The organism is Vibrio sp. Vb1337 (genome assembly GCF_033338715.1).
Taxonomy (GTDB): domain Bacteria; phylum Pseudomonadota; class Gammaproteobacteria; order Enterobacterales; family Vibrionaceae; genus Vibrio; species Vibrio alginolyticus.
On sequence record NZ_JAWOTD010000017.1, the window covers coordinates 65,919 to 89,575 of the forward strand.

A 23,657-nucleotide genomic window follows, 5' to 3' on the forward strand; every position below is an offset into this window, starting at 1 on the left:
AAGTAAAATGAATAACCGCTAATTTTGACCTTTTGCGGCCTAAAATGGAAGATAAACGAAGAATAAATTAAAGGTTAGTAACGAAAATGTATGTAAATCTCACTCATTTAAATGAGCAATTCTGGTCTAGGATTTAAACACTTCGTGCTAATTCGGTCATAAACCATGAGAAATTGCAGGGATATACTCGACTTTATTTAATTGAACAGTGCTTTAAATTCAACGCCAATGTGCTTATGATTGCAGCCTAATAAATGTACCGACGTTACTTTATTAAACGTAGAATTCAACTCCGATGAGTATCTGCTTGATGATTCCGTGAGTTGCAACGCTCCTACAGTAGAAGAGATGATATGTCGAACAACGATTTAGTCACCGTGAACAACCTCACTTTTTCACGGGGAGAACGCATGATCTTTGATGATATTGATCTGCATGTTCCTGAGGGCAAAGTGACGGCCATTATGGGACCATCGGGAATTGGTAAAACAACACTGCTGCGTTTGATTGGTGGTCAGTTGTATCCCGAGCAAGGAGAGATCTGGTTTGATGGCGACAATATTCCCTCTCTCTCGCGTAAAAAACTCTACCATGCTCGAAAGAAAATGAGCATGTTGTTCCAGTCAGGGGCTTTATTCACTGATTTGAATGTTTTTGATAATGTCGCCTTTCCATTGAGAGAGCATACCGATTTATCGGAAGATTTGATTCGCACCATGGTGTTACTCAAGCTCGAAGCTGTCGGTCTGCGCGGCGCGGCGCAATTAATGCCGAGTGAGCTTTCAGGTGGTATGGCAAGACGCGCTGCTTTGGCTCGTGCAATCGCACTTGATCCTGACCTGATCATGTACGATGAGCCGTTTGTGGGGCAAGACCCAATCACTATGGGCGTTTTGGTTGAGCTAATTAGCAATCTAAACCAAGCGTTAGGTTTGACCTCTATTGTGGTTTCTCACGACGTACCTGAAGTCATGAGTATTGCTGACTGGGTATACCTGATGGCTGATGGAAAAATCATCGCCTATGGTACGCCAGAAGAGCTGACTCAAAACTCTGATCCTCGTGTCCAGCAGTTCTTACAAGGTGATGCCGACGGTCCTGTACCGTTTCGTTTCCCTTCTCAAAGTATCGAAAAGGACTTATTTGATGGTCGATAACTTCATTCACTTTGTCGCCTCGCTGGGTCGACGCACGCTTTCTATTTGCGGAGCATTTGGTCGTGCGACTTTCATGTTGATTGGGGCGCTATTTTCTAAGCCACAACCGATCAGAAGCTTTCCTCTGCTTGTTAAGCAACTTTATTCTGTTGGTGTTCAGTCGCTGGCGATCATCGTCGTATCTGGTCTGTTCATTGGAATGGTTTTGAGTCTACAAGGCTATGTTGTGTTGGTGGATTACGGCGCAGAAGGCAGTTTGGGGCAAATGGTAGCGCTTTCGTTACTCCGTGAATTAGGACCCGTTGTTACTGCACTTTTGTTTGCTGGTCGTGCCGGTTCTGCGTTAACCGCAGAGATAGGTCTAATGAAAGCAACGGAACAACTGTCTAGCCTTGAAATGATGGCGGTAGACCCATTGAAACGAGTGATTGCACCACGGTTTTGGGCTGGGGTTATCTCAATGCCTTTACTGGCTATGATTTTCATGGCTGTGGGAATTTGGGGCGCTCAGCTTGTTGGTGTTGACTGGAAAGGCGTTGATCACGGCAGTTTTTGGTCAGCGATGCAGTCCTCTGTTGAGCTAGGGCAAGACATTGGTAACAGTATGATCAAATGTTTTGCGTTTGCAATTACGGTTACTTGGGTCGCTCTATTTAACGGTTATGATGCTATTCCAACATCGGAAGGGATCAGCCGAGCAACTACGCGCACTGTTGTGCATTCTTCTTTAGCAGTACTAGGATTAGACTTTGTACTGACCGCATTGATGTTTGGGAATTAATCATGCAACAAACACGTAAAACTGAATTATGGGTTGGCAGCTTTGTATTAGCGGGAATTTGCGCGATTCTTGTGATGATTTTTCAAGTTGCTGACGTAAAAAGCATTGGCTCTGGTGATACTTATACCCTCAAAGCCGAGTTCGATAATATTGGCAGTTTAAAAGTTCGTTCTCCCGTAAAAGTGGGGGGCGTTGTGATTGGTCGAGTAAGTAGTATTTCGCTTAACCCAGATAACTTATTGCCAGTTGTAACACTATCTATCAATAGCAAATACAATCAGTTCCCAGAAACGTCGAGCGTACAAATTTTGACATCTGGCCTGATTGGTGAGCAATACATTGGTTTAGTACCTGGCTTCGTTTTTGATGATGAAGTCATGCTGGTGGATGGTGATACCATCGAAGACACCAAATCGGCGCTTGTGCTTGAAGACTTAATTGGTCAAGTACTATACAGCGTAGGTGGTTCAGACGACTCAAGTAAGGAATAACTATGTTAGCGAGATTACTACTTTCAGTTTGTGCTGTGTTTAGCGTTTTTGGAGCAACAGCAGCCGAGGTGGATAAAACTGAACCTTATAAGATGATGAAGCAAGTAGCTGAAGTCACGTTCGAAAGATTGAAAGCCGAACAGCCGAAAATCAAACAAGATCCAAATTTACTTAAAGTGATCGTTGAAGAAGAGCTAATGCCTTACGTCAACTACCGATATGCAGGGTTAAAACTTCTTGGTCCAAACTTAAAAGGTGCTAAGCGTGAAGATGTACTTGAGTTTATCGATGCATTTCGTGCGTACCTGATTGCGTCTTATGCACAAGTGTTGACGCAATACTCTGACCAAAAAATTGAGTTTGGTCCTGAGCCTAGCATTGATGACTCTAAGCGTATTACAAGCATTAAAGTTGATATCATCGATACTCCGCGTCCAAACATCAAACTTGAGTTTAAACTGCGTAAAGACAACCAGTCTGGTGAGTGGGAAGCATTCGATATGATTGCAGAGGGCATTAGTTTGCTTTCTAGTAAACAATCCGAATGGAACAGTAAAATTCGTCAAGAAGGCATTCTATCTGTTGCTAAAGACTTAGAAAAATTGGCCGCAGAACCGATCCGCTTCGAGGCGAAGAAATAATGGCCCAGACTCCCGCTCAGTGGCAATTGGATCAAAACATTCTTAAGCTAACAGGGGCACTTGATAGAGATACAGTGCCTTCATTGTGGGCGTATGCACAGCAATGGCAACCTGCTCAATCGGAGCTGGAATGCTCGCTAAAAGAGATAGAGCGAGTCGACTCTGCAGGAATGGTGATGTTAATCCACTTATTAGAGCATGCAAAAAAGCAAAACTGTCATATAATGCTCAGTTTCGTGCCGGCGCAACTGCGCACTTTGTTTCAACTGAGCAATGTTGAATCTTTAGTGGCCAAACACGTACAGAATTATCAGGGGTAAATTGTGGATAGCGCAAAAGTACAACAGTTATTAGAAGAAGCACTAAACCTTCAAGAAGTGCATGTGAAAGGTGAAGGTAGCCACTATGAAGTGGTTGCTGTTGATGCTTGTTTCGATGGAATGAGCCGCGTTAAGAAGCAGCAGCTAATTTATGCTCCTCTGATGGAATACATCCAGCGTAACGACATTCACGCATTATCAATCAAAGCGTTCACACCAGAAGAGTGGGCTCGTGATAAGAAATTGATGTCGCTTTAAGGTTTATTGATGGAAAAGTTTCGAGTTATTGGGTCAGATAAACCACTAGTTGGTGAAGTGACCATTTCAGGTGCAAAAAACGCAGCACTGCCGATTTTATTTGCGTCTATCTTGGCGGAAGAGCCAGTAGAAGTGGCAAACGTACCACACCTTCGTGATATCGATACAACCATGGAATTGCTTAAGCGTTTAGGCGCGAAAGTAAGCCGCAATGGCTCTGTTCATGTTGACCCAAGCAGTATTACAGAATACTGCGCGCCTTATGATTTGGTGAAAACCATGCGTGCTTCTATTTGGGCTTTAGGTCCTTTGGTGGCGCGCTTTGGTCAAGGTCAGGTTTCTTTACCAGGCGGTTGTGCCATCGGTGCCCGTCCTGTGGATCTGCATATTTCTGGTTTAGAGCAGCTTGGCGCAACCATTACATTAGAAGATGGTTATGTGAAAGCAGAAGTGGATGGTCGTCTAAAAGGCGCGCACATCGTGATGGATAAAGTCAGCGTAGGCGCGACGATCACCATCATGTGTGCCGCAGCGCTGGCGGAAGGCACAACAACACTAGATAACGCTGCGCGTGAGCCTGAAATCGTCGATACCGCTGATTTCCTAAATAAGCTTGGCGCAAAAATCTCTGGCGCTGGCACAGATACCATTACGATTGAAGGTGTTGAGCGCCTAGGCGGTTGTAAACACAACGTGGTTGCTGACCGTATTGAGACGGGAACATTCCTTGTCGCAGCAGCAGTATCTGGCGGTAAAGTGGTATGTCGCAACACTAATGCTCATTTGCTTGAAGCGGTTCTTGCCAAGCTGGAAGAAGCTGGCGCGCTTGTCGAAACGGGGGAAGACTGGATCTCCGTTGATATGACCGACCGCGAGCTAAAAGCGGTAAGTGTACGTACTGCGCCACATCCTGGTTTCCCGACGGATATGCAAGCTCAATTTACGCTTCTGAACATGATGGCGAAAGGTGGCGGCGTGATCACAGAGACTATCTTTGAAAACCGCTTTATGCACGTACCAGAACTCATGCGTATGGGCGCTAAAGCTGAGATCGAAGGCAATACGGTTATCTGTGGTGATGTTGAGTCACTCAGCGGTGCGCAAGTGATGGCAACCGATCTACGAGCTTCGGCTAGTTTGGTTATTGCAGGTTGCATTGCTAAAGGCGAAACCGTCGTTGATCGTATTTACCATATCGACCGTGGTTACGACAAAATCGAAAATAAACTGGCTGCACTTGGCGCAAATATTGAGCGAGTGAGCTAGGCAAGTTAAACTGCACCGCAGGTAACTTGGATATCAAGAGAGCCGAAACCTGAGTTTCGGCTTTTTTATATCACTCTCATGACCATATTTTCCCTTTATGGAAAGAGAGATATTAATAGCTGTATCTGGCAAAAGCCGGTTCCTGGAGAACAAGAATGATTGCACTGTTACGTGTATTTGCTGTCGCTATCTTTGCGATTGTTATGTTTATTGGTGGTTGTGGTTACTGCCTATTAAGCCCTAGAAACCCTAAGCACGTTTTCACTTTTGGCCGTTTGTTTGCCAAGATGTCTCGTGTGTTTGGGATTAAGTTAGAGTTGCGTATCCCTGAAGATGCGTATTCACGCGGCCAACATGTTTACATTGCTAACCACCAGAACAACTGGGACATGTTTACTGTTTCTGCGGCTGTGACTCCGAAAGTTGTGACAGTAGGTAAAAAGAGCTTGGCTTGGATGCCACTGTTTGGCCAGCTTTACTGGCTTACGGGTAACATTCTGATTGACCGAGCGAATCGTTCTAAAGCAAAAGGTACTATCGATCAGGTCGTGAGCAGCATGAAAGAAAGTGATGTTTCTGTGTGGATGTTCCCAGAAGGCACGCGTTCTCGTGGGCGTGGTTTGCTGCCATTCAAAACAGGTGCTTTTCATGCGGCAATTGGTGCAGGTGTGCCAATCATTCCTATCGTATGTAGCTCGACGAATAAAATTAAGCTGAACCGTTGGAACAATGGTCATGTGATTGTTGAAATGCTACCTCCAATCAGCACTGAAGGCTATGGTAAAGAGGGCATTCGCGAGTTAGCGAATATCTGTCGTGAACAGATGAAAGAGAAGCTTGAATCGTTAGATGAAGAAGTCAAACAGCGCAACGCTGCTTAAGTTTTACTGCGATATCATCACGAAAAGACAATAAAAAACGGGTAGCCTGAGCTACCTGTTTTTTTGTTTGTCAGCAAGTGCAATTATTTGCGAACAGCGATTGCTTCAATCTCGATGCCAACATCTTTTGGTAGGCGAGCCACTTCTACACAAGAGCGTGCAGGGTAGTTTGCTACGCCGTGCTCATCAAAGAACTTGCCGTAAACTTCGTTCACCGTGCCAAAGTCATTTAGGTCTTTAACAAAAACCGTTAGCTTTACAATATCAGATACTTTAAGACCTGAAGATTCAACTACAGCCTTTACGTTTTCTAGAGACTGACGAGCTTGTTCTGCGATATCAGCAGACACTTCACCTGTCGCTGGGTTTACTGGGATTTGGCCAGAAGTAAGAACCATGTTACCTAGATCTACGCCTTGAACGTAAGGACCGATTGCTGCTGGTGCAGACTCAGTGTGAAGTACTTTCGTCATTTGATTTTTTCCATCAGTTGTAGGGAATAAAGATTCTCAGTTTGCCTCTAAACCCTCGGTAGGTAAAGAGCAAAATACCCTGACATTGCAGGGTATTTTAAACGTATCACAGCCTAGTCGTGCGGCGTGTTTATCGCTCGGTTACGATCTCGCGTGAGAACACTTTCTCGCAGTATTTACACTTTAGGCGGATTTCTTGTTTTTTCTCGAACACGCTAAAGCTGCTTTCTACTGGTTCATTATGAGAAATACAGTTTGAATTCGGGCATTCAAATACATCATTGATGCGCTCAGGAAGCTCTAACGCGAGCTTTTTCACCACTTCATAATTCTCGATTTGATTCACGGTCGCGTGAGGAGCATACAACGCTAGCTTGCTCGCTTGCTCTTCATTGATAAACACATTTTCGATTTTGAGTAGATCTTTATGACCGAGTGCTGATGATGGCAAGTTCAGTCCAATCGTTACGCGTTGTGATGAATTGTGCATATCGAACAGTCTTAATACTTTGATGCCGATTTGCGCAGGGATGTGGTCGATGACCGTACCATTTTTGATTGCTTCTACCTGCAATTGAGTTTCTTTAGCCATGATTTTTCCCCTCGATTACAGTGTTTCGTTTAGAACAAGCGCCAGCAGTGCTTGGCGAGCATACACGCCATTTTGAGCTTGCTGGAAGAAGTAAGCATGAGGCGTTTTATCAACATCAGTTGTGATTTCATCCACACGTGGTAGTGGGTGCAGTACTTTCAAGTTCTCACGCGCGCCTTCTAGTAGTGCCGCCGTTAGGATGTAAGCCGACTTAATATGAGCGTATTCCGATTCGTCAAAGCGTTCTTTCTGTACGCGTGTCATGTACAGAATATCCAGTTCAGGAATCACACTTTCCATGTCTGTGTGTAGGCTATATTGAATGCCAGATTCGTCTAGTTCTTCGCAGATGTAATCTGGCATTGCCAGCGCATCTGGTGCAACAAAGAAGAAGCGGATGTTGTTAAACTTTGCTAAGGCTTGAGTCAGTGAGTGCACTGTGCGGCCATATTTTAGGTCACCTACGAATGCGACGTTCAGGTTGTCTAGACGCCCTTGTGTTTCCGCGATGGTGTATAGGTCGAGTAGCGTTTGAGTTGGGTGTTGGTTTGCACCGTCGCCCGCGTTGATCACTGGCACGCCATTTGAAAATTCAGATGCCAAGCGAGCGGCGCCTTCTTGTGGATGACGCATCACAAAGGCATCGACGTAAGAAGAGATGACTTGTACTGAATCTGCGAGTGTTTCGCCTTTTTTCGCCAGAGAGGTATTACCATCATTATCAAAGCCAATCACGTCACCACCAATGCGCTGAATCGCTGTTTCAAACGATAAACGTGTACGTGTTGATGGTTCAAAGAAACAACTTGCAACGACTTTGTTTTTAATCAGTTCTGGTCGAGGTGCTTTTTTAAGGCTACCTGCTGTTTCTACGATAAGTTCCAGTTCTTCGCGTGAAAGCTCTGGAATAGAGATGATGTGCTTCTGGTAAAGCGAGTTCGCCATGATCTTCTTCCCTATAACATTGATGACTACATCCAAATAACCGAAAGGAATTTTGGACATAAAAAAACCTCCCCAATGGGGAGGTTTTAAAATTCAATAGAATTAACGAAAATAACACCACGTAAGCGTAGTCGCTTAGCGAGAGCAAATCGCGTTTTTACGTCAGCAATCAGCGTGGTCATTTCTTAATCCTCAGACAAATTGCCGAGCATTATACGCTTAACTTTCGTGAGCGCAAGCGATTACATCATGGTTTTTATCGGCTGTTTTTGCGCACTGGTTTAGCTTCCTAGCGTCGCAACCATCACGGCTTTGATGGTATGCATACGGTTTTCAGCTTCGTCGAATACGATGGAGTATTCCGATTCAAATACCTCTTCTGTTACTTCAAGGCCTTTCATACCGTATTTTTCAGCGACTTCTTTGCCGACGGTGGTTTCATCATTGTGGAAAGCTGGAAGGCAGTGCATGAATTTCACATGTGGATTACCCGTTTGCTCAATCACGTCCATATTGATTTGATAAGGTGTCATTAACGCTACACGTTCATCCCATGCCTCGGCAGACTCACCCATAGACACCCAAACGTCGGTGTATAGGAAGTCACAACCTTTCACACCTTCCTCAACGCTTTCTGTTAACGTGATTTTTGCACCGGTTTGTTGCGCGATAGTTTGACAAGTTGCCACGAGCTCTTCTTCAGGCCAGAACGCTTTTGGCGCGACAAGGCGAATGTCCATGCCCATTTTCGCTGCGCCCACCATAAGTGAGTTACCCATGTTGTTGCGCGCATCACCTAGGTAAGCGAAGGTTATTTCATGCAGCTGTTTACCACGGCCGTGCTCTTGCATGGTCAGGAAGTCAGCAAGGATCTGGGTCGGGTGGAACTCATCCGTTAAACCATTCCACACTGGAACACCAGCATACGTACCAAGCTCTTCAACAATGGATTGGGCAAAGCCTCGGTATTCAATCCCGTCGTACATACGACCAAGAACACGAGCGGTGTCTTTCATCGATTCCTTATGACCGATCTGCGAGCCAGAAGGGCCGATGTAAGAGACTTGAGCACCTTGGTCAAAGGCAGCGACTTCAAACGCACATCGGGTACGAGTCGAAGATTTCTCAAAGATTAGTGCGATGTTTTTACCTTGAAGTTTCTTCTGCTCTGTTCCTGCATATTTAGCTTTTTTCAGCTCTGCAGACAGTTCGAGCAAAAACTGGATTTCTTTGGTTGAGAAGTCCAATAGCTTCAAAAAGTTGCGGTTACGTAAATTGAAAGCCATAGCTCGTCCCTTAGTACATGTGATTAGATTAATAGAATTCATTAAAACATATAAATGCTTTTATTGTGAATAATTATTTTCAAATAAAGCTAAAAAAGGTTGATGTATTCACATCAACCTTAGTTTTGATTCACCTAATGTAAAGGGACGAGTAAGTTATATATCGTCTCGCTCTATTGGACAGCTCATACAGCGAGCGCCACCGCGACCACGACCAAGCTCGTTACCAGGTACTGTCAGTACTTTGATGCCAGCTTTATCGTATTTTTCGTTGGTGTATACGTTGCGTTCGTAACCAATTACTACGCCCGGTTTTACAGTTAGAACGTTATTGGCATCATTCCATTGTTCGCGTTCCGCTTCATAGCTGTCGCCACCAGTGGTGATGATTTTCAGCTGATCTAAGCCAAGAGCGGACTCAATCGCGTGCAGATAGTTATGTGAGGCTTCAACATGCATTTCACCGTTGCCTTTTGGTGTTAAGCGCCATGTGTCGAGATCTTTGCGCATGATCTCTGGGTAGACAGAGAAAGTATCTACATCCATATGGGTCATCACGGTGTCTAAATGCATACATGAGCGGTGTTTAGGCAGATCAATTGCAATCACTTCGGTCGCTTGGCCTGCTTTAAATAGGCTCGCTGCAAGGTTCTCTACGCCTTGCGCGGTCGTACGCTCAGACATACCGATCAGAACTGCACCTTTACCAATAACCAACACATCACCGCCTTCGACATTAGCATTATCATAATGCAGATCATCGTCACCGAAGTATTTGATAAAATCTTGGCCAGCAAAAATTGGGTGCCAACGATAAATCGCACGTAGGTGGTTTGTTTCACGTTGGCGTGCAGGCATCATCATCGGGTTAAGAGAAACGCCGCCATAAACCCAACATGAGGTATCACGAGTAAAGAGGTGATTAGGCAGTGGCTCAATAACAAAGTCGAGAGGACGCTTCATTTTTGGCAGCATAGAAGATGAGGAGATCGGTAGCTCTGAGTATGCTAAGCCACCTAAAAAGATGCAGGCAAGATGTTCATCATCCATTTCTGAAAAGTATTGGCGTAGGTCTCGCGCAAATGTTGGCCCGTAGCGAAAGTCAGAAATCTGAGTGTTCAGCAGCCATTGTTTTGCTTCTGGAACAGCGAGGGTTTCGACCAGTAAATCGTGGAGGAGAAGCACTTCAACGTCTTGCTCGCGCAGCGTACGTGCGAATGCATCGTGCTCTTCACCTGCCGCTTCTACAGCAAGAACGTCATCAAATAGCAACTCATGACAGTTTGACGGAGTTAAGTGGGTTAGGGCGCGTTCAGGGCGATTTAATAGAACTCGTCGAAGTTGACCAACTTCTGATCCAACGTACAGCTTGCTCATTTTGTATCCTTACAAATTTTCCAGCCATTAGTTATGACAAGCTTCCTAGAAAGATGCAAGTTATCAAGCTTTGTTTATATTCTGGTGTTTCTGGTTTTGTGAGTTTTTTATTTTTATTTTGATTCTTATGAAATTTATTATTAGATATAAATGCTATTTTACTAAAATTAGAGTGCGTGCGTTTTTATTCTAATTTTCCCGTTGAGAAAGAATACACGCACAGTGCATAAAACGTGCATTTTTATTCTAAATTATGCATTATTAAAGTGAATTTATTCGTTATGCTTCTTCGTTTTACACGTGAGTGTATTCAAGAAAGCATCATAAACACGCATAGAAAGAGAAAATAACCACATTAAGTGTCAATTAGGATGTTCTGAATATTAAAAAATGCCATTCTTTGTTAATTTTTTGTTTCTTTGTGTGGTCGGTTTAATATTTAGATTCAAATAACCGATAAGAATCGCAGTGGTATGATGTTTGTTTGTGGCTTTTCATCGCAATCCATGCCATATTTCACCGGATCAGCATACTCAGTATCGGGTATTGTGTTTCCATCAAGTAACTAATCTGGAGCCAAAACATGTCTCACGAAGATGAATATCTATCAGTAGAAGAATTAATTGAGATTCAAAAGGAAGAGACTCGCGATATCATTGCAGCATTGCTAGAAGATGGCAGCGATCCAGATTCGCTATACGAAATTGAGCACCACCTGTTTGCAGAAGATTTTGACACGCTAGAAAAAGCGGTAGTTGAAGCATTCAAGATGGGCTTTGAAGTTCTTGAAGCAGAAGAAACTGAAGATGAAGATGGTAACAAGTTGCTTTGCTGTGATGCGACTATGGAGTCCGCACTAGACGCAGAAGCGATTGATGCGCAAGTTGAAAAATTGATTCACTTGGCAGAAAAATACGACATCATCTATGACGGTTGGGGTACGTACTACGAAGGCGAAGATGCGCTTTACCCTGAAGAAGATGAAGACGACGAGTAATCAAAGCTCACTACTTTTGGAAAAACCAGCGTTTAACGCTGGTTTTTTTATTCCTTGAAAAACTGACGAATGTGGAGGCGATAAATAATTCACATTGAGTTTATAGGGGATTTCTCCCTATAATGCGTGAAAATTGATCTAGCTCAAGGTGTATATGCAACTCTCACTCGCCGGTTTATGGCAAGTCTCTCCACTGACGGACCTTTCTATCCCACAGGATGACATTACTTTCCCTGCTCCTTTGAGTCAGGTATTGCCAGCTGAACTGACAGAAGAAGCAATTCGTCAGCAAGAGTGGCACCTGATGCATGACATTGAAGTGGACGAATCCATGATGGCATTCCCTGCGGTAGAAATGGTGTTGGGTGGTGTGGATTACCATGCAGAAGTGCGTTTGAACGGAGTAGCATTGTTCGACTGTGACGGTTCTCAAAATGTCTACAAGAAAGACATTCGTCCGTTCATGCAAATGGGGCGTAACCGCTTTGAAATCTTGTTCTTAGAGGAAGAAGAGGATCTTCTGTTTGATGAAGATAAACCTGAGCTGTGCTCTCTGTCCGATCATGAATATAAAAAAAGTGATGAGCGCTTAGGGGTATGGCAAGAACCGTATCTGCAGTTCATTCGCAATGTACGTTTAGACCGCGTGGCAACCGAGCAGATTTGGCACCACGGTGGTGGTTGCGAGTTTAAAGTAGACTTGTACTATCAAACTTTTGCGCCGGGTCTGGTCTCTGCATCGGTTAAGTTTAATGGTATGACTTACCATATTCCTATTGATGTCCGAGCGGAGCATGCGAGCGCTTTATTCCAGATCGAAGCGCCAAAGTATGCCGATCTTACTGATCCTGATCCAAGTGATCTCTACCAATTGTCTGTTGAGTTGGATGGGCAGCACCAAAACTTCACTGTTGCCTTGAGCCAGGAGCTTTGTGTTACCCATGTTGTGCTTTAACTTCTAATAATATTATCTATTACAGCATCTTAAGCATTACGACTTCACATGCATCATGCCCTGTTTGTCCAAGCGGGGCATCGAGATGCTCAAAGCCTAGCTTTTCATACAAGCTTACCGCTTCTCTCAGACATTCAGTTGTCTCTAAATAGCACTGCTGATACCCAAATTGTTCCGCCAATTGTAAGCTCAATGCGACGATGCGTTTGGCTAAACCGTGTCCTCGTGTTTGAGGTAAGAAGTACATCTTTTGTAGTTCACACACATTTGGCTCGCCAGCTAAAGGGGCAAAGCCACCGCCACCAACGATCTCTCCGCGATGTTCAATGACCCAATAGGCGGCCCCGCATTGATTGTAAACCGAATACATATCATCAAGCGTTGGATCGGCCACACCATAACCTTTGTCTGCGGTTAAGCCGTATTCTGCAGAGACTTTACGAATCACATCTGCGACTTGCGGGTTGTCTGCTTTAGTAAGAGGCCGAAGAACGTATTCCTCAGACTGACACACTTTTGTTAGCCCTTTTAGGTAAGTCTCTAGACCAAGTTTGAGTTGCTCTTGCTCGCTGTCATCGAGTTGGGTAAGCAGTTGTTCAAAGAAGTGGTTTTGCTGTTGGTCCAGTTGTGATAACGCCTGTTGGCCTTGCTCTGTAATCGCTACGAGTTGACTACGTTTGTCTTTTGGGTTTTCGATGCTCTCGACCAAACCTAATTTAATCAAACCAGTAACGGTTCGGCTCGCGTTGGACTTGTCGACATTAAGCTGCTGTGCCAGCTGATTGATGGTCAATGGCTGCAATTGGATTTCACCCAATGCGTGCGCTTGCACTGGAGTGAGAGCGACATCGCCGCATTGTTTATCAAGCATACCAAGCAATCGGACGGCTTGACGGGAGTAGTGTCGAAGTTGACGAGCGTTCATTATCACTTACCTCTAAAAATAAAGTTGCGCACCGCAATTAAATTAATTGCGGTGCGCAACCTTGTCAATGGTAAATGTCATTTTTCTCGTTAGGAGACGTAGTGAGCCTCCATGTTTAAGCGTGGTGATGTAAACAAAACTGCGGTGCTGGAGCTTTTTCTGATGATTTACGCATCCATACTTTCTCGTGGAAGTAGTAAGCCACCGTGTTCAAACTCGGCTCTAGCATCGCCATTACGCCGCCGACAAATGCATCACCTGTTAGTAAGTAAACCACGGTAAAAGCGACGCTGAAGTGCACGGTCGCAAAGCTTGCGGTTTTTAATTTGGTCATCCACTGACGAGCTTTAAGTGCTGGGACTTTTGCCCATGCCTTTTCATGAAAGTAGAAGGCTACGGTGTTCACTGAAGGCTCAATCATGGCAATTAAACTACCAATTAGAATGTCGCCTGTGAGTACGTAAGCGACACTAAATGCGATAGTAAAATGCAGTGCTGCGAAAGTTAGTGTCTTTTTCATGATAATTACTCAATCGTGTTTGTTTCGATGAGTTCATTATCGATAATAATTCTCATTAATGCTAATGGGTAATGAGTATTGTTGTGATAGGGGGAAGCTATTGATGATGGTTTTGGTGAAATGTATACAAAAAAGGTTGGCCATGATGACCAACCTTTGAACCAAAAGTGAGAAGTGTTAATTCTTCTCTTTCACTGAGGCTTAAAGCGCAGCGATCGTTGTCTTCTGCTCTTCTAGCTTAGCTAGTGTCTCTTTGTAGCCTTCAAGCTTCTCACGCTCTTTAGCAACAACTGCTTCAGGTGCTTTCGCTACGAAGCCTTCGTTACCTAGTTTGCCTTCGATACGCTTGATTTCGCCGTGAGTCTTCTTGATTTCGCCATCTAGACGAGCAAGCTCAGCATCTTTGTCGATCAGACCTGCCATTGGGATCATCAACTCAGACTTACCAACCAGTGCTGTCGCACATGCAGGAGTTTGTTCGCCAGTTTCAAGCACGCGTACTGCTTCTAGCTTCGCTAGTGACATCAGTACTTGCTTGCTTGCTTCTAGACGAGAGGCATCTTCTGCATTTGCTGCTTTCAGCATAACGTCAAGCGGCTTACCAGGGTTGATGTCGTATTCAGCACGTAGGTTACGGATGCTGGTAATGAACGCCTTCACCCATTCGATATCATCTAGCGCTTCTTGGTTGAAGTTTGCTTCGTCGAATTGAGGAAGTGTTTGTAGCATGATTGTCTCGCCTTCTACACCTTCAACTAATGGCTTGATGCTTTGCCAGATAGTTTCAGTGATGTAAGGAATCACTGGGTGAGCTAGACGTAGAGTCTTCTCAAGAACCGTGATTAATGTACGACGAGTACCACGCTGTTGTGCTTCAGTACCTTTCCATAGAACTGGCTTAGTAAGCTCTAGGTACCAGTCACAGAATTGGTTCCAGATGAATTCGTAAAGCGTGTTCGCAGCCATATCTAGACGGAAGTTGTCGATATGGTTGTTGAACGCTTTCGCTGCTAGTTCAAACTGAGACTCGATCCACTTGTCTGCTAGTGAGTATTCAATCTCACCACCGTTGAAGCCACAATCTTGCTCTTCTGTGTTCATCATTACGTAACGGCTTGCGTTCCATAGCTTGTTACAGAAGTTACGGTAACCCTCAAGACGCTTCATATCCCAGTTGATATCACGACCTGTCGATGCCATTGCTGCAAGAGTGAAACGCAGTGCGTCTGTACCGTATGCTTCGATACCGTTTTCAAACGTCTTACGAGTGTTCTTCTCGATCTTCTTCGCTAGTTGAGGCTGCATCATGTTGCCACAACGCTTCTCTACGAGAGACTCTAGGTCGATACCATCGATCATGTCGATTGGATCAAGGACGTTACCTTTCGACTTAGACATCTTGTCGCCGTTTTCGTCACGGATTAGACCAGTAACGTAAACCGTCTTAAATGGTACTTGTGGCTTGCCGTTTTCGTCTTTCACGAAGTGCATGGTCATCATGATCATGCGCGCAACCCAGAAGAAGATGATGTCGAAACCAGTTACTAGTACGTCTGAAGGGTGGAATACTTTCAGATCGTCAGTTTGCTCTGGCCAACCTTGAGTACCGAACGTCCATAGTGCAGAAGAGAACCACGTATCCAGTACGTCTTCGTCTTGGTGAAGTTCAATGACTGACTCTAGGTTGTTGTTCTTACGAACTTCTTCTTCAGTGCGACCTACGTAAACATTACCTTGGTTGTCGTACCAAGCTGGGATGCGGTGACCCCACCATAGCTGACGAGAGATACACCAGTCTTGAACGTCACGCATCCAAGAGAAGTACATGTTTTCGTACTGCTTAGGAACGAATTGGATGTCGCCGTTTTCTACTGCTTCAACTGCAGTTTTCGCTAGAGGCGCAGTACGTACGTACCATTGGTCAGTTAGCATTGGTTCGATAACCACGCCACCACGGTCGCCGTAAGGAACTTGTAGATCGTGATCTTTCACTTCTTCAAGTAGGCCTAGCTCGTCGAATTCAGCAACGATAGCTTTACGAGCGGCAAAACGCTCCATACCGTGGTATTTAGCTGGTAGCTCAGTGCTGTAAGCGTCGCTTGCTTCGCCGTTGGTGTTGAATACCTCAGAAGCATCACGGATGTTTGCGTCGAAAGTCAGAATGTTGATCATTGGTAGCTGGTGGCGCTTACCTACTTCGTAGTCGTTGAAGTCGTGCGCAGGTGTGATTTTCACACAGCCAGTACCTTTTTCCATATCTGCGTGCTCATCGCCCACGATTGGGATGCGACGATCAACGATAGGAAGGATGATTTCTTTACCGATAAGATCTTTGTAACGTAGATCTTCTGGGTTAACTGCAACACCCGTATCGCCTAGCACGGTCTCTGGACGAGTCGTTGCAACAACGATGTAGTCTTTGCCATCCGCTGTTTTAGCGCCATCTGCCAGTGGGTAGCGGAAGTGCCACATGTGGCCTTTAGTGTCTTTGTTCTCTACTTCTAGATCTGAAATCGCTGTGTGTAGCTTTGGATCCCAGTTAACTAGACGCTTACCGCGGTAGATTAGATCGTCTTCGTATAGACGTACGAACACTTCTTGAACGGCGTTAGATAGACCATCGTCCATCGTGAAGCGTTCACGATCCCAGTCTACAGATGCGCCAAGACGACGAAGCTGCTTAGTGATAGTGCCGCCAGATTCGCCTTTCCATTCCCAGATTTTGTCGATGAAAGCTTCACGACCGTAATCGTGTTTTGTTTTGCCTTCTTCTGCAGCGATCTTACGCTCAACAACCATCTGAGTTGCGATACCAGCGTGGTCAGTACCTACTTGCCAAAGGGTGTTTTTACCCTTCATACGTTCACAACGGATAAGCGTATCCATGATCGTATCTTGGAACGCGTGGCCCATGTGTAGGCTACCAGTGACGTTCGGTGGCGGGATCATGATGCTGTATGATTCTTTAGTAGTGTCACCGTGTGGCTTAAAGTAGCCTTTCTCTTCCCAAGTCTGATACAGAGCTTGTTCGATTGAAGTTGGGTTGTATGTCTTTTCCATAGCGCTCTTTTAATGGATACGTTGATGGTTGAATCTTAGTCAATCTTTATAAGTGAGGGATCTTAACAAGATCGCCTTAACTATAAGGATTGACCGTTAAGGATATTGAATTTCGATCGTTTGCAGCTGGTAACCTGCTTGACGGTAAATTTTATATCTTTCTCTTGCGAGTTGTTTAGCTTTTTCTTCGCAGGGCACGAAGTCTACCACTTGAGCAAACTTGTTCGCAAAGGTTGTCTCATTTTCCGCCAAATTAATTACCAGCTGACGGTTCCAATTAGGTTTTACACCTTCATGGCCGATTTCAATGTTGGTGGCGTATTTCGGTCCCTCGCCTACGAGGTTATGTGCCATGAACTTGTCTGCATCAACTTGCCAAAAGGCTTCAGCGAGCTGCTCGGCGTGTGGTTTGTCTTGGCAGTTTAAATACACTTTAGCGCCTTGGCGAGCAAAGTGCTGAGCCAAAAACACGATGTATTCTTCAAAGCCAGCCACCGTTGCTTGCGGGCTCTCTTCGTTAATGATGTAGAAGGTTGCAGTTTGCATCATTCTCTCACTTGCCTTGGGTCTCTTCCTAAGACCATCTTAAGTCCCACTTTCATTTTAGAAAATTAGGATAATAAAAAAGGGCCTTGCGGCCCTTTTAGATTCTGTTCAGAAATTACTCTTCTGTCTCTTGGCCGCTGCGGTTCAAAAGGAATTGGACAAGCATTGAGACAGGACGGCCCGTTGAGCCTTTCGCTGCGCCTGATTTCCACGCGGTACCTGCGATATCGACGTGTGCCCAGTTATACTTCTTCGCGAACTTAGATAAGAAGCAACCCGCAGTAATTGTGCCACCAGGGCGACCACCAATGTTTGCCATATCCGCAAACGGGCTCTTCAACTGTTCGTGGTACTCGTCTGCCATTGGTAGACGCCATGCACGGTCACTCGCTTGCTCAGAAGCGTTTACTAGCTCATGAGAAAGAGGGTTGTGGTTAGAGATTACGCCGCTGATATGGTGGCCTAGTGCGATAACACAAGCACCAGTTAGCGTTGCAACGTCAACCACGCAGTCTGGTTCGAAACGCTCTACGTAAGTCAGTGCGTCACAAAGAACAAGACGGCCTTCAGCATCCGTGTTCAGAACTTCTACAGTTTGACCAGACATGGTCGTTAGGATGTCACCTGGACGGTAAGCGTTGCTGCCAGGCATGTTTTCACAGCCCGCTAGAACACCAATAACGTTGATTGGTAGGTTTAGCTTCGCCAGCGCTTTCATTGTACCGAATACCGATGCCGCACCACACATGTCGTACTTCATCTCATCCATACCTTCGCCCGGTTTTAGAGAAATACCGCCTGAATCGAAGGTTAGACCTTTACCTACGAGCACAATCGGTTTTGCATCTGAGTCAGGGTTACCTTTGTACTCGATGATAGACATCATAGATTCGTTTTTAGAACCACGGCCTACTGCTAGGTAAGAGGTCATACCCAGTTTTTCCATCTCTTGCTCACCAATAATTTTGGTGGTTACGGTTTCGTAATCGTCCGCTAGACGACGAGCTTGAGAAGCAAGGTAAGCTGGATTAGCTACGTTTGGCGGCATGTTGCCAAGGTCTTTTGAGGCTTTGACACCTGATGCGATAGCAAGACCATGAGTGATTGCTTTTTCACCCAAGTTCAATTCACGACGCGTTGGTACGTTGAAAACAAGCTTGCGCAGTGGGCGGCGAGTCTCAGGTTTCACGCTCTTGAATTGATTAAATGTGTATAGACCATCTTTAGTCGCTTCTACAGCCTGGCGCACTTTCCAGTATGTATCACGACCCTTAACATGCAGTTCAGTTAGGAAACATACCGCTTCCATTGAGCCTGTCTCGTTAAGTGTGCTGATCGTCTTTTGAATGATTTCCTTGTACTGGCGCTCGCCAAGTTCACGCTCTTTGCCGCAACCGACAAGTAAAACGCGCTCTGACAAAACACCTGGTACTTGATGCAGTAGCAGCATCTGACCAGGTTTACCCTCTAGATCACCACGGCGAAGTAGTGAACTGATGTAACCGTCACTGATTTTATCAAGTTGTTCGGCTACTGGAGAAAGGCGACGTGGTTCAAACACACCAACAACGATACATGCGCTACGTTGTTTCTCTGGACTGCCACTTTTTACACTGAACTCCATGCGTACTCCTACATCCTGAAGACAAATTGCTCTAAATGTTAGATAATGATCGCTTACTTGTTGAATTTTAGCTCCAGGCTTACATGCAGAGCTGATTAAGCGACTAACATCTAGTTTATAATTTTTAAAAAAATAAATGGTTCAACGGGAAACTATAGTGATTCGACCAAAAAAACAAGTTTTGTATAGGTAATTTCAGCGTGATTATTGTTAGATATTTGATCCGCGAAACACTCAAGAGCCAATTTGCGATTTTTTTCGTACTTTTTTTGGTGTTTGTAAGCCAGAAATTCATAAGTGTTCTTGCTGATGCTTCTGATGGGGATATTCCTGCTGGATTGATTTTCTCGATTGTTGGTTTGAACATGCCAGCAATGGGTCTGTTAATGCTGCCTTTAAGTCTGTATATCGGCATATTGATCACATTTGGTCGTCTGTATGCAGAGAGCGAAATTGTCGTAATGAACGCGACAGGTATTGGTAATAAATTCTTGGTTCAAGCGGCCTTATACCTAGCGTTGATTACTTCAGCGGTGGCGGCTTTCAATGCGTTGTGGCTATCGCCGTGGTCTCAAGACCGCGTTGAGCAGCTTTATGAGCAGGTAGCGTCAGAAAACAGCGTTGACCTACTTAAAAAAGGTCAGTTCCAAGGTACACCAGACGGTTCATCGGTTGTGTTCATCGATGACATTAAAGACAATACCTTGAGCAACGTTTTTGTTGCGCAGATGCGCCCTCGAGATTCGGTGTTACCGAGTGTGATGTTCTCATCTTCTGGTGAAGTAAAAGAGCTTTCGGACGGTCGTCAGATCATCACTATGAAAGAAGGTACGCGTTATGAAGGTGTGCCTACTCGCGTTGAATATATGATCACGAAATTCGATGAATACGAAGGTGTTATCGGCCAACGTGAGGTCAAAAAGAAAGGGCGAGACTGGGAAGCATACCCAACGGTTGACTTGATAGGTCACCCAGATCCAGAGGCGCAAGCGGAGCTACAATGGCGAATTTCGTTATTTGTGTGTATTCCACTCTTAACAATGCTCGTTATTCCTTTGTCTGCGGTGAATCCGCGTCAGGGACGGTTTGCCAAAATGGGGCCTGCGATTCTGATCTATCTAGCGTATTTCTTGGCGATCAGTGCAACCAAATCTGCATTAGAAGATGGTGACATCCCGGCTGCTATTGGTATGTGGCCAATCAATGCGATGTTGCTGATTGTTGCTATCATGGCGAATATGATGGACAGCGTTGCTGCTAGACGAATAAAAGACAAATTCCGCAAGAAGAGGCTCGCGTAAGCTGTGTTCAAAATCTTAGACCTTTACATCGGTAGAACCATCATCTCTACCACTGCCTTGGTTTTAGCGACGTTTGTTGGCTTATCGGGCATCATCAAATATGTAGAACAGCTACGTAAAGTAGGGCGAGGTGTATACGACCTCACTCATGCGTTGTACTTTGTGTTACTCAGTGTGCCGCGTGATATCGAAATGTTCTTTCCAATGGCGGCATTACTCGGTGCCCTGATCGGCTTAGGTATGTTGGCTTCAAGCTCTGAGCTGGTGGTGATGCAAGCTGCTGGTTTCTCTAAGCTGGATATCGGGTTATCGGTACTAAAAACGGCCGTCCCGCTCATGATTGTCGTTATGGCGTTAGGTCAATGGGGCGCTCCTGAGGCCCAGAAGATGGCCCGTGACTTACGTGCGTTTGCGATATCAGGTGGTAGCATTGTGTCTGTGCGCTCAGGTGTGTGGGCTCGTGACGCAAACGACTTTATCTTTATCGGTAAAGTCGAAGACGACAAGCTTTATGCTTTAAATATGTGGCGTTTTGATGATGATAAGAATCTACAAAAAGTTATTTTCGCCGAAGAAGTCGACTACCAACAAGATAACAACTGGCTGATGCGCTACGTACAGATTACGGACATGGAAAATGAAAACGTAATTTCAAAGCAAGACATCGAACAGATGGAGTGGCACACCTCTTTGGCACCAGATAAGCTAGCTGTGGTGACCGTGAAGCCAGAGGAATTGTCACTGAGCGGTTTGTATGATTATGTGACTTACCTGAAAGCATCGGAACAAGATGCATCTCGCTATGAGTTGGCGTTTTGGCGTAAGTTGACTCAGCCGCTTTCAATTGCTGTGATGATGTTAATGGCGCTATCTTTTGTTTTCGGTCCACTCAGAAGCGTGACCATGGGGGCAAGGGTATTGTCGGGCGTGGTTGCCGGGTTTACTTTTTACATATCCAGTGAGTTCTTTGGCCCATTAAGCTTGGTGTATGGCATATCCCCAGTGTTTGGTGCTTTGGCCCCGAGTTTGGTGTTCTTAGCTATTGCGATTGCACTGCTACGAAGAAAGCTATAACTGAAGCATCATCGAATAAACCAAGTTTTACCGAACCAAATGTAAAAGGAAGGCATTACGCCTTCCTTTTTTGTGTTCCTAGACAAGTTAATTTGCCTTAGGTAATACAACAACCTCTGTTTTGGCCCAAATGTCGTGGAAACCACGTTTCTTCGGATCAATCGGTACAGTCAGATTTGCCAAGCCAAAGCCAGATGTCGAAATACGAATCAGAGCTTGAGTTACCGTAATTGGTGCTCCGTCTTTGGCATTGCGAACTCGAAGCTTCCAAGCGCGCATCCCAAGAGTTTGTCCTGCTCGCGTCCAGAAGAACACAAAGAAATATATCCACACACCCGCAAGATAAAGTGTAAATAGAGGGCTGAATACAGGGTGCTTTCCGAGCATATCTGCGGCATCAGCGTACTCGCCATAGCTCAACAATCCTGCTGCATTTAGTGCAAACACAACGGCCATAACAATACCAGCGGCCATCATTTCAATTGCGATAATAATCAATGTGTCGTAAATCAACGCTGCAAGTCGGCGAAAGAGACCAGCAGGTGGAAGAGTTGTAGACGTTGTCATTATTCCATCACTTACCTTAAAAATTGTGCGTCAGAATATAGATTCCCTCACCAAGAGAAAAGAGACCTAACGCACAGAGTCTTTAATTGTGTATAAACGAAGAGACTTTTCTGCCCTACGTTATCAGCACATGTCATGATACACGAGGCCGTGCAGCAATATGTTTCAACTGAATTCGACTCTCTTAACCATTGGCTTTTTGGTCTGTGACCAGATTAGATAGCTGAGAGAGTTGGTGTTTCTCATCTTCGGTATAATGTTGGCTTAATGAAAGCTCTAAAGCTTTTTCTGACAGCTTGATTGCTGGTGACAAAAATAACTTAGGGTGCATACTAGAGAGAGCTAGCAAGGCCTTTTGTAGGCGAATCTGTATTTGGAGTTGCGCTGCACCATCGTGTGCTATCGGCAAAAAGACATCATCAAACAAATCCTGGCAGCTCAATGCGGGCACAAATAGTCTAGGATATCGAGTTTTGGTAGGCGGCTCACTGAGTAGGTCTCCCCATAATGAAAGTGCTCGTACAGAACGCCCAAGAACGTCAATCGCGGTGCCATTATCATTTACAGCCGGAGATAGTGCTCGTGAGGCGATTTCCGCCATAACGACTAAACCAAAGCGAGGGTCCTGATCATATGAACGCTCCGTTCGAATCGTGAAGGCTGCCGTTACTTCGCTTTCGTCTGGCGACTCTCCACAAACCCAAGCCAATGGTTGACCTACGTACACAAAACTTCCCGGTTGTCGCTCAAGGTAGATGGTGCATTGGTTTGCTTCAGCAATACTATCGAGATGATGCATATCAACATGCTGTAAGTAGCCAATTTCTTGGCTCAAAATAGGTTTACTTCCTCTGGGTTTATGTTCTGGGTGGCTCCACGGGTGAGCACCTAGCCAACGCTCTTTGCCCCGTTTTCTTATCGCATCTAACAAGGCTTGCTCCACGTATGAAGTGGTTTCACTGACCCTTCCTAGTACGGAAAGGTGCTGAATCCAACGTAGCAGAGTGAGTATGATCATCACGATTACGGCGATAGTCACGATGAACAGATAAATTTGAGCTTGTTGATGATAGGCCCCAATACCTAGCGCGATAATTCCTACCAAACTAAATAGAAAAGAGCCAAGAAAGGTTGCTAAGGCATTTTGTGTTGTGCTGTCTTCCATCAACAGTTTTGTCGCTCGCGGCGTTACCCCTGCACTAGCGGCACTGTACGCTGAGACCATAATATTGAGAGAGAATGTAGTCACTGCAAGCATGGAGGTTGCGAGGATATTTAATATGTTGTTCAACAAATCCTTGCTGACGTTGATGGCAGGGGGCAGAGTAATGAACTGGTTTAAAACAATCGACATTAAGGCGGTAGCAACAGCAAGTAATGCGTAGAGTGACGTCCGGACCCACAGTTTTCGCGTCATCTGTTTCAGTAACCACTGCCATTTTGACCCAGTCATTCTTTGCTCCTATTCAGTTCTCACTAGAAAGTCGATAGAAAATTCAGAAAGTTATTCTTGCTTAAGCATAGGTTAAATGCCCGTCGTTCTGCTTGATATTTCATGCATCACGAAAGTAAGAAAGCCGCTTGCTTCAAAGAATGGTGCTCTTGAGGTGTGAATTACCA

General features: G+C 45.0%; 25 protein-coding genes. 12 read left to right on the forward strand and 13 right to left on the reverse strand.

The annotated features are described in order from the left end of the window. The first annotated feature begins 353 nt into the window (after positions 1 to 353). From mlaF to R7E42_RS17800, 8 genes are all read left to right on the forward strand, one after another. On the forward strand, positions 354 to 1,157 hold the full coding sequence (gene mlaF, locus R7E42_RS17765) for a phospholipid ABC transporter ATP-binding protein MlaF (protein ID WP_005388422.1): 804 nt from the start codon (positions 354 to 356) through the stop codon (positions 1,155 to 1,157). Then, the gene (mlaE, locus tag R7E42_RS17770; protein WP_005381100.1) at positions 1,147 to 1,938 is read left to right on the forward strand and encodes a lipid asymmetry maintenance ABC transporter permease subunit MlaE; all 792 of its coding nucleotides are present in this window, start codon (positions 1,147 to 1,149) and stop codon (positions 1,936 to 1,938) included. The genes mlaF and mlaE overlap by 11 nt, the downstream gene beginning before the upstream one ends. 2 nt (positions 1,939 to 1,940) lie before the next feature. Next, positions 1,941 to 2,429 carry an outer membrane lipid asymmetry maintenance protein MlaD gene (mlaD, locus tag R7E42_RS17775; RefSeq protein WP_005381099.1) on the forward strand — a complete coding sequence of 163 codons (489 nt, stop codon included), beginning with the start codon at positions 1,941 to 1,943 and terminating at the stop codon, positions 2,427 to 2,429. Positions 2,430 to 2,431: 2 nt separating this feature from the next. Next, complete coding sequence (gene mlaC, locus R7E42_RS17780; RefSeq protein WP_005381098.1) at positions 2,432 to 3,070, forward strand: phospholipid-binding protein MlaC; 639 nt, start codon at positions 2,432 to 2,434, stop codon at positions 3,068 to 3,070. Next, positions 3,070 to 3,390, forward strand: coding sequence for a lipid asymmetry maintenance protein MlaB (locus R7E42_RS17785; protein WP_025767617.1), 321 nt, complete (start codon positions 3,070 to 3,072; stop codon positions 3,388 to 3,390). Before mlaC ends, R7E42_RS17785 begins: the two co-directional genes overlap by 1 nt. A gap of 3 nt (positions 3,391 to 3,393) precedes the next feature. Further along, positions 3,394 to 3,648 carry a BolA family iron metabolism protein IbaG gene (gene ibaG / locus R7E42_RS17790; protein WP_005381092.1) on the forward strand — a complete coding sequence of 85 codons (255 nt, stop codon included), beginning with the start codon at positions 3,394 to 3,396 and terminating at the stop codon, positions 3,646 to 3,648. Between the two features lie 9 nt (positions 3,649 to 3,657). Further along, positions 3,658 to 4,914 carry a UDP-N-acetylglucosamine 1-carboxyvinyltransferase gene (gene murA, locus R7E42_RS17795; RefSeq protein ID WP_005388419.1) on the forward strand — a complete coding sequence of 419 codons (1,257 nt, stop codon included), beginning with the start codon at positions 3,658 to 3,660 and terminating at the stop codon, positions 4,912 to 4,914. 155 nt (positions 4,915 to 5,069) lie between these two features. Then, positions 5,070 to 5,795 carry a 1-acylglycerol-3-phosphate O-acyltransferase gene (locus R7E42_RS17800; RefSeq protein ID WP_005381088.1) on the forward strand — a complete coding sequence of 242 codons (726 nt, stop codon included), beginning with the start codon at positions 5,070 to 5,072 and terminating at the stop codon, positions 5,793 to 5,795. 83 nt (positions 5,796 to 5,878) lie between these two features. On the opposite strand, the gene R7E42_RS17805 is transcribed toward R7E42_RS17800, so the two are convergent. The 6 genes from R7E42_RS17805 to arcA all read right to left on the reverse strand — a co-directional run bounded on the left by R7E42_RS17805 (position 5,879) and on the right by arcA (position 10,468). Beyond that, complete coding sequence (locus R7E42_RS17805; protein WP_005381087.1) at positions 5,879 to 6,268, reverse strand: RidA family protein; 390 nt, start codon at positions 6,266 to 6,268, stop codon at positions 5,879 to 5,881. 130 nt (positions 6,269 to 6,398) lie between these two features. Then, positions 6,399 to 6,860: an aspartate carbamoyltransferase regulatory subunit gene (pyrI, locus tag R7E42_RS17810; RefSeq protein ID WP_005381086.1), complete on the reverse strand. Its 462-nt coding sequence runs from the start codon at positions 6,858 to 6,860 to the stop codon at positions 6,399 to 6,401. 15 nt (positions 6,861 to 6,875) lie between these two features. Next, complete coding sequence (gene pyrB / locus R7E42_RS17815) at positions 6,876 to 7,805, reverse strand: aspartate carbamoyltransferase (protein ID WP_137282515.1); 930 nt, start codon at positions 7,803 to 7,805, stop codon at positions 6,876 to 6,878. Positions 7,806 to 7,891: 86 nt separating this feature from the next. Further along, entirely contained in the window at positions 7,892 to 7,987 is a 96-nt protein-coding gene (locus tag R7E42_RS17820; protein ID WP_005381084.1) for a hypothetical protein, read from the reverse strand. A 99-nt stretch (positions 7,988 to 8,086) separates the two neighbouring features. Then, positions 8,087 to 9,091 carry an ornithine carbamoyltransferase gene (locus tag R7E42_RS17825; protein WP_104975634.1) on the reverse strand — a complete coding sequence of 335 codons (1,005 nt, stop codon included), beginning with the start codon at positions 9,089 to 9,091 and terminating at the stop codon, positions 8,087 to 8,089. 156 nt (positions 9,092 to 9,247) lie between these two features. Beyond that, complete coding sequence (arcA, locus tag R7E42_RS17830) at positions 9,248 to 10,468, reverse strand: arginine deiminase (protein WP_005381082.1); 1,221 nt, start codon at positions 10,466 to 10,468, stop codon at positions 9,248 to 9,250. Between the two features lie 583 nt (positions 10,469 to 11,051). On the opposite strand from arcA, the gene rraB reads away from it, so the two are divergent. Together rraB and R7E42_RS17840 are read left to right on the forward strand one after the other, a co-directional pair. Beyond that, complete coding sequence (rraB, locus tag R7E42_RS17835; protein WP_005381081.1) at positions 11,052 to 11,465, forward strand: ribonuclease E inhibitor RraB; 414 nt, start codon at positions 11,052 to 11,054, stop codon at positions 11,463 to 11,465. Between the two features lie 154 nt (positions 11,466 to 11,619). Next, complete coding sequence (locus tag R7E42_RS17840; protein WP_033906208.1) at positions 11,620 to 12,420, forward strand: glycosyl hydrolase 2 galactose-binding domain-containing protein; 801 nt, start codon at positions 11,620 to 11,622, stop codon at positions 12,418 to 12,420. A gap of 19 nt (positions 12,421 to 12,439) precedes the next feature. Here the strand turns inward: R7E42_RS17840 and R7E42_RS17845 are convergent, their stop codons facing one another. The 5 genes from R7E42_RS17845 to pepA all read right to left on the reverse strand — a co-directional run bounded on the left by R7E42_RS17845 (position 12,440) and on the right by pepA (position 19,095). After that, entirely contained in the window at positions 12,440 to 13,345 is a 906-nt protein-coding gene (locus R7E42_RS17845) for a bifunctional helix-turn-helix transcriptional regulator/GNAT family N-acetyltransferase (protein ID WP_080996865.1), read from the reverse strand. A 115-nt stretch (positions 13,346 to 13,460) separates the two neighbouring features. Then, positions 13,461 to 13,865, reverse strand: coding sequence for a DUF2061 domain-containing protein (locus tag R7E42_RS17850; protein ID WP_005381078.1), 405 nt, complete (start codon positions 13,863 to 13,865; stop codon positions 13,461 to 13,463). 201 nt (positions 13,866 to 14,066) lie between these two features. After that, entirely contained in the window at positions 14,067 to 16,925 is a 2,859-nt protein-coding gene (locus R7E42_RS17855; protein WP_222712670.1) for a valine--tRNA ligase, read from the reverse strand. Positions 16,926 to 17,021: 96 nt separating this feature from the next. Next, a complete protein-coding gene (locus R7E42_RS17860; protein ID WP_031777270.1) occupies positions 17,022 to 17,471 on the reverse strand; it encodes a DNA polymerase III subunit chi in 450 nt (149 codons plus the stop codon). 115 nt (positions 17,472 to 17,586) lie between these two features. Next, complete coding sequence (gene pepA / locus R7E42_RS17865; protein WP_005381073.1) at positions 17,587 to 19,095, reverse strand: leucyl aminopeptidase; 1,509 nt, start codon at positions 19,093 to 19,095, stop codon at positions 17,587 to 17,589. 200 nt (positions 19,096 to 19,295) lie between these two features. Here pepA and lptF point away from each other — a divergent pair, with 200 nt between their 5' ends. Beyond that, positions 19,296 to 20,396, forward strand: coding sequence for an LPS export ABC transporter permease LptF (lptF, locus tag R7E42_RS17870; RefSeq protein WP_005381072.1), 1,101 nt, complete (start codon positions 19,296 to 19,298; stop codon positions 20,394 to 20,396). Between the two features lie 3 nt (positions 20,397 to 20,399). Continuing rightward, a complete protein-coding gene (gene lptG / locus R7E42_RS17875) occupies positions 20,400 to 21,470 on the forward strand; it encodes an LPS export ABC transporter permease LptG (protein WP_005381071.1) in 1,071 nt (356 codons plus the stop codon). An 87-nt stretch (positions 21,471 to 21,557) separates the two neighbouring features. On the opposite strand, the gene R7E42_RS17880 is transcribed toward lptG, so the two are convergent. After that, positions 21,558 to 22,037 (reverse strand): RDD family protein, encoded by a 480-nt coding sequence (locus R7E42_RS17880; protein ID WP_005385535.1) that lies wholly within the window; start codon positions 22,035 to 22,037, stop codon positions 21,558 to 21,560. 184 nt (positions 22,038 to 22,221) lie between these two features. Next, the gene (locus tag R7E42_RS17885) at positions 22,222 to 23,490 is read right to left on the reverse strand and encodes a DUF2254 domain-containing protein (RefSeq protein ID WP_054702634.1); all 1,269 of its coding nucleotides are present in this window, start codon (positions 23,488 to 23,490) and stop codon (positions 22,222 to 22,224) included. Positions 23,491 to 23,657 lie beyond the last annotated feature (167 nt).